The following is a 10,467-nucleotide window of genomic DNA, read 5'->3' as shown; positions in this document are numbered from 1 at the left end:
TAGACAGATTTTCGCTCAACGCAAGATTGATGTGGAACCTGTCTTTGGGCAGATAAAGGCTTGTTTGGGTTACAAGAGATGTAATCTGAGAGGGATGCGTCAAGTGAGAATTGACATGGGATTGGTACTTATGGCCAATAACCTCCTAAAATATAGTAAAATGAAACAAGAATAGGAGAAATCGATCAGGACAGTCAAATCGATTTCTAACAATGTTTTAGAAGTTGAGGTGTACTATTCTAGTTTCAATCTACTATACATGTAAATCTCTACTTTCGCAAAATGGATTTTCAGAACAGTATCCCAGTATAGTTAAAAACTATAAAAAAGAGAGGAAGTCCCCCTCTTAAGATTTTATTTGACTGCTTCTTTTAAAGCGTCTACCTTGTCCAAACGTTCCCATGGAAGGTCAATATCTGTACGTCCCATGTGTCCATAAGCTGCTGTTTGACGGTAAATTGGACGCTTGAGGTCCAGCATTTGGATAATTCCTGCAGGGCGAAGGTCAAAGATTTGACGGGCTGCTTTTTCAAGCTTGCTTTCAGCTACTGTTCCTGTACCGAAAGTATCGATACGAACAGAAACAGGTTGGGCAACACCGATAGCGTAGGCCAATTGAACTTCTGCCTTCTTAGCAAGACCGGCTGCAACGAAGTTCTTGGCAATATAGCGAGCTGCATATGAGGCAGAACGGTCCACCTTAGTCGCATCCTTACCAGAGAAGGCACCACCACCATGACGAGAGTAGCCACCATAAGTATCTACAATAATCTTACGACCAGTCAAACCTGAGTCCCCTTGAGGACCACCGACTACAAAACGACCTGTCGGATTGATAAAGAATTTTGTCTTATCATCGAGATAAGAAGATGGAATAACTTCTTTGATGACCTTGTCAATCACATCTTGATGGATTTGTTCATTAGTAGCCTCTGGATCATGCTGAGTAGAAATAACGACTGTATCTACACGTACCGGACGGTCATTTTCATCGTACTCAACTGTAACTTGTGATTTTGCATCTGGACGGAGATAGCTAATTTCTCCAGATTTACGAAGTTCTGCCAGACGACGAACCAATTTATGACTGAGTGAGATTGGCAATGGCATGAGCTCTTCTGTCTCATCCACTGCAAAGCCAAACATGAGCCCTTGGTCACCTGCTCCAATCAAGTCCAGTGGATCTTGATCAGCATTTCCACGAACCTCCAAGGCTTCGTTAACACCTTGGGCGATATCCGGTGACTGCTCAACAAGTGACGGATGGACTCCCACTGTCTCAGCAGAAAATCCATATTCTGTATTGGTATAACCAATCTCTGCAATGGTATCACGAACCACACGGTTAATATCCACATAGGCATTTGTAGAAATTTCACCAAAAACGTGGACGGAACCAGTATAGACAGCTGTCTCAGCAGCAACGTGCGCCTCTGGATCCTCTGCTAAAATAGCATCCAAAATCGCATCTGAAATTTGGTCTGCAATCTTATCTGGATGCCCCTCAGATACAGATTCAGACGTGAATAATTTACGTTCTGACATAAAAATGTCCCCCCTTAAAAATAGTGTTATAGAGTTACAAAGTACTGATAGGTATTTCCATTATCTAAGAGTTACGACACGAAAGAAATAAAAACGATACTTTTTTATTTATGAAGCTAGTAAGGCGCATAGGGTGACCGCAATATGGCGGCAACCGTAGAAAGACGAGCGACCTTGGAGCCGTCAGTCTTTGCGAGTCACAAACTCTTCGTAATAAATACCTACCATCTTATCGGGACTATATAACTTTATCATTATACCATTTTTAAACACAATTTGCAGTCTTTAATGTGGTATTTCGGTTTAGATAGTTCGTTCTCATAAAGCAAAAAGTTGGAGCTCAGCACTCCAACAATTACTATTAAAATGTTTGGCGTTTAGCTTTACGCTCTGCACGACCGCGAGCGCGATTTTCAGCACGCTTGGTTTTACGGCGCTTTTCATCAACCGCCCATTGAATTTTCTTCTTATAACCCGGTTTGACTTTTTTCTTTTTCTTTTTAACCAAACCAATCATTTCAATATCAAGCTTATCTTGCTTCTTCTCACGATTAGCACGACGATCACGGTCATAGGTATCTTGGAATTCCCCATCTTTTACCATCTTCGGAGTAAATTTAATTCCTAATTTCTCCAACTCACGGATATCCGAGTCATCGCTTGGCTGATAAAGGGTAATAGCTGTACCAGCTAGGCCATTGCGTCCAGTTCGACCAACACGGTGCACAAAGAAAGATAGGTCTTGCGGAATGGCATCATTGATGACATGACTGACACCTTCAATATCAATTCCACGCGCTGCCAAGTCTGTTGCGACAATGTACTCAAAATCCAGATTTTTCACCTGATTCATGATTCGCTTACGTTCACGAGGGGCAATATCTCCATGGATTTTTGCCACCTTCAAGCCTTGAGCAGTCAGATATGAATGCAATTCATCAGCACGTGTCTTAGTGTTGACAAAAATCATCGCCAAATAAGGCTGCATCAACTGAGTCAACTGATAAATTTGAGCATTCTTGTCACGTCCCTTAGTAGAAATCAACCAATTATCAATGGTATCAGAAATGACCGTTTTGGTCTTGATTTTCTCCATGACAGGATTTGATAAGTATTTTTTCAAGAATGGTTGCAGTTTTTGTGGAATAGTCGCTGAGAAGACCATGAATTGCAGGTCTTTTGGAAGGCTTCCAGCAATCTTATCAACAGTTTCTAAGAATCCCATATCCAAGGTCATGTCTGCCTCATCGACCACAAAGGTCTTAGCCTTGTGAATAGCTAGGTCACCAGACTTAACTAAGTCATAAATACGGCCTGGCGTTCCAATAACAATATGAGGCTGATTGCTTGCCAATTTCTCAATCTGGCGAGCCTTATCCGTACCACCCACATAATTAACCACACGAACTTCGACATCTGAGTGGGCAGCAATCTGACGGGCTGCTTGGTAAATTTGAGTAGCCAACTCACGACTCGGTGCAGTAATCACTGCTTGTACACTATCGCTGGCTTCATCTAATTGCTGGAAAATCGGTAACAAGAAAGTGTGAGTCTTACCTGAACCTGTTTTTGATTCACCGACTAGGTCACGACCTGCCAAAACAATAGGAATCAACTTATCTTGCACCTCTGTTGGAGTTGTAAATTTCAGCTCCTCCAAGGCTTCTCTAATATAGTTTTTAAATTGAAATTTCGTAAATGACATACTATCCTCGATTCTATCTATCTTATCAATTATACCATATTTTATTCCATTTCAGTAGCCTCACTTATAGAGCTTACTTTCAGTAGTTCATCTAATCAGAAAAGGCTGGAATTTGTGAATCCCAACCTCTTTTCAGTCCTTATTTCCAGTTTAACATAGCATTCAAGCCATAGTGATCACTAACTTGCGGACTCTTGTTACCATCAAATACGACATGTAATTTTTCCACCTCTAACTCTTTAGTAGTAAAAACATAATCGATTCGAAGGGGTTCAGTGTTCCCCTTCCAGCCATCAATTTCTGGTGGAACAGTATAGCTACCGCTTTTCTCTTGAGCAACTTCAAATGCGTCTTGTAAATCTAATGGACTAGCTAAAATAGCTTGGTAACCTTCCTGACCAGCTGGGTTGTTGAAATCTCCAGCTAGCAAAAGTGGCTTATTCAATTCTTTCAAGACAGCCTCAAATCGTGCCCATTCTTCTTGGAAACCTTTATCCCACCAAGAAAGGTGGACACTTGCAACTGCAAGCTCCTTACCATCAACTACAGTTTCAGCCAAGGCAACACGGCGAGTATGATAGTCTGTTGGATCATCCACATCTGAAACCAAAATTTCTCTGGCTTCAATAGGTGTTTTAGACAAAATAGACACACCTTCGTGGTAGCGGTCATAGCCGATATGGTTATAGGCCCAAGTCCAGTAGTAATTTTTCCCTTGCTCAGACAACTTTTCAACCAAGAGTCTAACATAGTGGTCTTGGTGAATAGGCTCAGCTGCTGGCAAAGCTTGATAAAGATCATTGACCTCCACCTCTGGAGATGTGATCTCCTGATTGATTTCTTGGAAACAAATCAAATCATAGTCCTTTTCAAGAATATCCTGAAGCAAAATCTGGAATTTTTCCTCTGCTTCTTTTTCCATCCAACTGTGAGTATTGAGTGTTAAAAATTTCATTCTTTTCTCCCAAAATAAGAGGTTGGAATACAGCTTCCAACCTCAAGTATATTACAATTCTACTTTAGCAACTGCTGTTTTAGCTGCAAGAGAACCTATTTTTTCTAATTTAACTGATTTAATTGCATCACCATTTGTGAAGACAACTACTGTTGAAGTTTCACGTCCTGCTGCACGGATAGCATCCAAGTCAGCTGTGACAAGGAGATCTCCTGCTACAACTTTTTGTCCTTCAGCAACATGAACTGTAAATGGTTTACCTTCAAGACTTACTGTGTCCAAACCGATGTGAACCAATACTTCAAGACCTGCTTCAGTCACAATACCAAGAGCATGTTTTGTTGGGAAGATGCTTGATACAGTACCTGAAACTGGAGATACAATGTTTCCATTTGCTGGTTCTACTGCAAATCCATCACCCATCATTTTTTGAGCAAATACTGGATCTTTTACTTGTTCCAAAGCAACAACTTGACCGTCTGCTACTGAGTAAACTTCCTCAGTAAGACCTTTGAAGTGAACAGTGTTTTGTTGCGCTTCTGTCATTTGACTTGGAAGAGTTTCAGGAATAATTTCACCTGAATCAAGGATATCTTGGATATCAGATTTCAATACGTCAGCTTTTGGTCCGTAGATAGCTTGAACCCCTTGTCCTTTCATGACAAGACCCATAGCTCCTTCTGCTTTCCATTGCTCTGCATTTCCTACTTTATCTGCATCTTTAACAGTTACACGAAGACGAGTCATACATGCGTCAACATCAACGATGTTTGCACGTCCACCAAGAAGGTTAATAATGTTTACAGCTTGAGAACCTGCTGCAACTTTCACTTCGCTGCTAGATTCTTCTGAACCTTCAGCAGTTTCGTAGTTTCCGTTACGCCCTGGAGTTGCGTAGTTGAATTTTTGAATCATGAAGTTTGCGATAAAGTACATGATTACGGCAAAGAGAACAGTTACCCAAACGAAGTTAATGATATCCATACCGATACCAGCACTGATTGCAATAGGTGTACGAGTCAAGAACTCGATTGAACCGAATGAGTGCATACGTAGGTTTACAACGTCAGCCATAGCGAAGGCAGCACCTTGAACAAGTGAGTAAACAAGATACATAGGTGTTGCGACGAACATGAACATGTATTCGATTGGTTCAGTAACCCCTGTCAAGAATGTTGCAAGAGCTGTCGCAATCATCATACCTTTATATTGATGTTTCTTATCAGCATCGACATTACGGTAGATAGCCACGATCACACCCATCAAGATACCGAATGAACCGATCATTTGTCCAACTTTGAAACGAGCTGGGTGAACAGTATCTAACAATTGTTGGTAGTGACTTGCATCTGTACCTTTAAGGTTAACAAGGTCTGTTACCCATGCAAGCCAAAGTGGATCTTGACCAAATACTTGGCTACCTTTTGCTGCACCAGTTAAGACTTCATAAGTACCACCAAGAGCTGTGTAGTTCATTGGGATAGTCAACATGTGGTGAAGACCAAATGGCAAGAGCAAACGTTCCAAAGTACCATACAAGAATGGTGCAAGGATTGGTGCAGTTTCTTGTGAGTTGGCAATCCAAATACCAAAGCTATTGATACCAGTTTGCACAAGTGGCCAGAAAGCTGAAAGTAGAATTGCAGCAATTACTGAACGAAGAATAACTACAAATGGTACAAAACGTTTTCCGTTAAAGAATGAAAGTGCATCAGGAAGCTTACGGAAGTTATAGTATTTATTGTAAGCAGTTGCTCCAATAAAACCAGAAATAATCCCTACGAATACACCCATGTTAAGTGCTGGAGCTTCCATAACACTAATGAAGTAATCAGCAACTTTGATTGATCCACCAAAGAGAGTTGTTACCATAGCTTCTGGATTCTTCAACATGTCTCCTGATACACCAAAGATTGTACCAGTGATACGGTTGATTAGGATAAAGGCAAGACCTGCCGCAAACGCACCACCAGCACGTTCTTTAGCCCAGCTTCCTCCAATAGCGAGGGCAAACAAGATATGAAGGTTAACGATAACTCCCCAACCGATTTGCTCTAGTACACCACCAGTAATAACGAGTGGAGCAAAGTTAGGGTTAATCATCACGATAGACTTACCGATTGAAATCATCAAACCAGCAGCCGGCATAACCGCGATAACCACCATCAAAGCCTTACCGAATTTTTGCCAAAATTCGAAAGACAAGACATTTTTGAATGTATCTTTCATCATTCAAATCTCCTTTATTTTTATTCAGGCAAACGTTTTACGAAAACGTTTGCACCTTTTATGATTTAATTATACCACTTTAATTTTTTTTGTAAAGGCTTTTATTCAAAAAAATACTCTTTTTTCAAAAAAATTTCTAGTGCCAAATTTCAAGTTCAAGTTAGCCATCAAGAAGTCTTCTCCGAGCGACTTCTTTATACTCTTCGAAAATCTCTTCAAACCACGTCAGCGCCGCCTTACCGTATATATGTAACTGACTTCGNNCAACCTCAAAACAGTATTTTGAGTATCCTGTGGCGAGCTACCTAGTTTGATCTTTGATTTTCATTGAGTATTAGAAGTCCCTTTTCAAAAACTCTTGTAGCAAAAAAGGAGATTTTACAACCTCCTCATAAAAGTAATTATTTTACCTAAATCTTCAAGAATCTGCGCATGGAAATTCCTGACCCCAGTGAACCAATAAAAATTCCAATCACAAATAGTAGGGCAATCATCAACGGACTAAATAAATCTGGACTAATCATGGATAGATTTTGCCCTACCAACGATTTGTTGACAGATTGGTAAACCATTTGATAAACAATAAAGACCAAAACAGATGGTGCGATAGCTCCCAATAAACCGATAAAGGCTCCTTCTAACAAGAACGGTCCACGAATATAACTGTTTTTAGCTCCGACCAAGCGCATGATTTGAATTTCGCGACTACGAGAAATAATGGTAATACGAATGGTATTTGAAATCAAGAAAACTGCGACAAAAATTAACAAGGCAGCAATCCCTAGTCCCCAAACACGGATAAATGAAGCTAACTTGAAGAGTCTTTCTGTATTGGCACCGCCATCTTGAACCTCAGAGACACCTTCAATTTTTTTAGCATCTTCGGCTATAGTTTTTACATCATTTGGAGTGTTTGCCTCTACAATATAGGCATCATAGAGAGGATTGGCATCTCCTTCAAAGATTTTCCAGTTATCTCCCATTGTCTCGGTTAATTTTTCATATTGTTCTTCTTTACTTGAAAAGGTAACACTCTTAACCGTAGACATGTTCTTCAAAGAATCATATACCTTGTGGTAGTCATTATTTGTAACAGTTTGACCTTCTTTTTCAATTGTCTGACTGTTATCTTCCACATCCTTTCGGATATAAACTACTACACGGACATTATTTTCAATATCTGTAGCTAGTTTCGCTGTATTGAAAATAACAGAAGCAAATATTGCCACCAAGGTCAAAGTAATCATGACTGAACTGACAGCAGCTACTGTCATCCAACCATTTCGTTTCAAACTTTTTAAGGCTTCAAATAAATGGCGAAAAAATCTACTAATCATCGTATCCATACTCTCCTTTTGATTCGTCACGAACGACACGGCCATTTTCAATGGCAATGACACGGTGGCGCAAGGTATTTACAATCTGGCTATTATGAGTCGCCATCAAAATAGTTGTCCCTTGTAGGTTAATCCGTTCCAAGAGATTCATAATTTCCCATGAATTATCCGGGTCCAGGTTTCCTGTTGGTTCATCGGCTATCAATACTTTGGGATTATTTACAATGGCACGTGCAATCGCAATCCGCTGTTGCTCCCCACCTGAGAGCTCATTTGGGAAAGAACGAACCTTGTGCTTCAACCCAACCAAGTCCAAAACTTCCATCACTCGTTTTTTGATATTACGGCGATTTTCCCCGATTACTTCCATAGCGTAAGCAATATTTTCATAGACAGTTTTCTTTGGCAAGAGTTTATAATCCTGGAAGACAACCCCAACACTACGACGTAGAAGCGGGACATCTTTCTTTTTAATCTTAACTAGATTAAAACCAGCAACTGATAGGCTTCCTTTATCAATCTTTACTTCACGATATAGAGAACGAATGAAGGTTGACTTCCCTGCTCCTGAAGGTCCTACGATGTAAGCAAATTCCCCCGGTTGAACACTGACCGAAACACCGCGTAGGGCAGTCGTTCCGTTGTCATATTTTTTAACGACATCTCTCATTTCAATGATTGACATGTGACTTCCTTTCTATCTTAGCTAATTCGCCACTTGAGGTAGGCATCGATAAAACCATCTAGGTCCCCATCCATAACCTTATCTACCTGAGCAACCTCAAAGCTAGTTCGGTGATCTTTTACCATAGTATAAGGTGTGAAGACATAAGAACGAATTTGGCTTCCCCATGTGATTTCTTTTTTCTCACCCTTGAGGGAATCTACCTCCGCAGCTTTCTTCTCTTGCTCCATTTGATAGAGCTTAGACTGCAACATCTTCATAGCTCGATCTCTATTTCCATACTGGGTCCGATCCACTGTTGATTGGACAACAATTCCAGTTGGAATGTGGGTTAAACGTACACCTGTTGAAACCTTATTGACGTTTTGTCCACCAGCACCACCTGAACGGAAGGTATCCATCTTGATATCATCTTCACGGATTTCCACTTCAATAGTATCATCCAATTCTGGCATCACTTCTACGGATGTGAAAGATGTATGGCGACGTTTGGCAGAGTCGAACGGCGAAATTCGCACCAAACGGTGCACACCCATTTCTGACTTGAGGAGACCATAGGCATTAGGCCCTTCAAATGATAAAGTTACCGACTTAATACCAGCCTCATCACCTGCTTGGTAATCCAACACTTCCACTTTAAAGCCTTTAGCATTACCATAACGAGTATACATACGAAGCAACATATCACCCCAGTCCTGCGCCTCAGTACCACCAGAACCTGGATGGATTTCCAAGATGGCATTGTTGTGGTCATAAGGTTCTGACAAGAGTAGAGTCATCTCGTAGCTGGTCATTATCTTATCAAGTTCGGCTAACTGCGCTACCAGTTCATCATGCACTGACTCGTCTTCAGCCAAAAAATCCAATAAAATTTCGACTTCATCCTGCAACTCTTCCATCTTATGGAAGGTATTGTAAGTGTTTTTTAATTCATTCAATTCTTGCGACGTTTTTTGGGCCGCAATATTATCGTTCCAAAAATCAGGTTCTGTCATCTTGTTTTCCAAGATGGCAATCTCTTCCTCTAGCCCTTCGAGGTCAAAGAGACCCCCTGAAAGAAGCTAATTTTTCACGATTTGTGTCAATTTTCTGACGGATTACTGAAATGTCCATAAATACTCCTTTTTTACATCATTTCATTATAGCATATTTTATCATTTCTTTCCATCTTTTGCTATAATCCCTTTTTTATGAAAAAAGAAGCCTTTCGGCTTCCCTTTTTACAAGACTTTTGCTGAAGTGCGAGTGATTTCTTCCACTTGAATACCATTTGCTTCAAATTTTTCTTTCAAAGCTGGTAAATCAATTGATCCATCGATTTGCACTTCGATAATGACCTTACCATCCTTACGCGGAATATTGACTGTATGGGAGATATTCAAATTTTCTTCAACGATTAGAGAAACAATCTTTCCGAGGACACCAACTTCATCTTCCGTAACAAAGCGCACACGAATTCCTTCTTCTCCATAACCAGCAATTTCAAGAAAGGCTTGGAAAACGTCACGGTCCGTAATAACTCCGTATACTTGATGATTATCTACGACAGGAAGAATACCAATCTTGTTTTTCAACATCAGATAAGTTGCATCCTCAAGACTGGCATAGCCTGAGACAGTGACAACATCGCGAATCATGACATCTTTTACTTTTGTCTTATTCAGAAGATAATTCATCTCATAGATAGAAAGACTTGTTGCTTTTGATGGACTTGCTTGTGCAATGGTTCCCTCAGTCACCAAACCAACTAATTGATCATTTTCGATAACAGGCAAGCGGTGCAACCCTTGCTCTCTCATCAAATCTGCTGCATGAGATACTGTTGTATCTGGACTAATATAAACTACCTTGCGGGTCATAAAATCTTTAACTGCCATGAGACTTCTCCTTTTCTATTCTTATCCCTATTATACAATCTTTTTGCAAATCTATCAAACGCTTACATTTCTTTTTCAAAATTCAGAAAAGTATGAATAAGCTAGCAAAAAGAGCTCTAATACTCTTCGAAAAT

General features: G+C 40.3%; 9 protein-coding genes. 1 reads left to right on the top strand and 8 read right to left on the bottom strand.

Annotated elements, in window-relative coordinates:
* Positions 1 to 175: transposase (locus tag HT719_RS07900; protein ID WP_172928796.1), on the top strand; the 175-nt coding region annotated here is incomplete at its 5' end.
* Positions 176 to 354: 179 nt separating this feature from the next.
* Here the strand turns inward: HT719_RS07900 and metK are convergent.
* From metK to HT719_RS07860, 8 genes are all read right to left on the bottom strand, one after another.
* Positions 355 to 1,545 (bottom strand): methionine adenosyltransferase, encoded by a 1,191-nt coding sequence (gene metK / locus HT719_RS07895; protein ID WP_138707778.1) that lies wholly within the window; start codon positions 1,543 to 1,545, stop codon positions 355 to 357.
* Positions 1,546 to 1,906: 361 nt separating this feature from the next.
* Positions 1,907 to 3,250 carry a DEAD/DEAH box helicase gene (locus HT719_RS07890; protein WP_166730941.1) on the bottom strand — a complete coding sequence of 448 codons (1,344 nt, stop codon included), beginning with the start codon at positions 3,248 to 3,250 and terminating at the stop codon, positions 1,907 to 1,909.
* A 139-nt stretch (positions 3,251 to 3,389) separates the two neighbouring features.
* Positions 3,390 to 4,205, bottom strand: a complete 816-nt coding sequence (locus HT719_RS07885) for an endonuclease/exonuclease/phosphatase family protein (RefSeq protein ID WP_172928794.1) — start codon at positions 4,203 to 4,205, stop codon at positions 3,390 to 3,392.
* Positions 4,206 to 4,256: 51 nt separating this feature from the next.
* On the bottom strand, positions 4,257 to 6,437 hold the full coding sequence (locus HT719_RS07880; RefSeq protein ID WP_172928792.1) for a PTS transporter subunit IIBC: 2,181 nt from the start codon (positions 6,435 to 6,437) through the stop codon (positions 4,257 to 4,259).
* A 407-nt stretch (positions 6,438 to 6,844) separates the two neighbouring features.
* Positions 6,845 to 7,771 (bottom strand): permease-like cell division protein FtsX, encoded by a 927-nt coding sequence (ftsX, locus tag HT719_RS07875; RefSeq protein ID WP_000625541.1) that lies wholly within the window; start codon positions 7,769 to 7,771, stop codon positions 6,845 to 6,847.
* The gene (gene ftsE, locus HT719_RS07870) at positions 7,764 to 8,456 is read right to left on the bottom strand and encodes a cell division ATP-binding protein FtsE (RefSeq protein WP_000022265.1); all 693 of its coding nucleotides are present in this window, start codon (positions 8,454 to 8,456) and stop codon (positions 7,764 to 7,766) included. The genes ftsX and ftsE overlap by 8 nt, the downstream gene beginning before the upstream one ends.
* A 17-nt stretch (positions 8,457 to 8,473) precedes the next feature.
* Positions 8,474 to 9,569 (bottom strand): peptide chain release factor 2 gene (prfB, locus tag HT719_RS07865; RefSeq protein WP_172928790.1). Its coding sequence is split into 2 segments (ribosomal slippage): positions 8,474 to 9,496 and positions 9,498 to 9,569, totalling 1,095 coding nucleotides; the frame shifts between segments, so codons are not numbered across the junction.
* A 107-nt stretch (positions 9,570 to 9,676) separates the two neighbouring features.
* On the bottom strand, positions 9,677 to 10,333 hold the full coding sequence (locus HT719_RS07860; RefSeq protein WP_000268665.1) for a CBS domain-containing protein: 657 nt from the start codon (positions 10,331 to 10,333) through the stop codon (positions 9,677 to 9,679).
* Between the last annotated feature and the right edge of the window lie 134 nt (positions 10,334 to 10,467).

This window comes from Streptococcus sp. k-378 (genome assembly GCF_013277505.1).
Lineage (GTDB): Bacteria > Bacillota > Bacilli > Lactobacillales > Streptococcaceae > Streptococcus > Streptococcus pseudopneumoniae.
The sequence above is the reverse complement of the archived record's forward strand: the minus strand, read 5'-3'. Positions and strand labels throughout refer to the sequence as shown.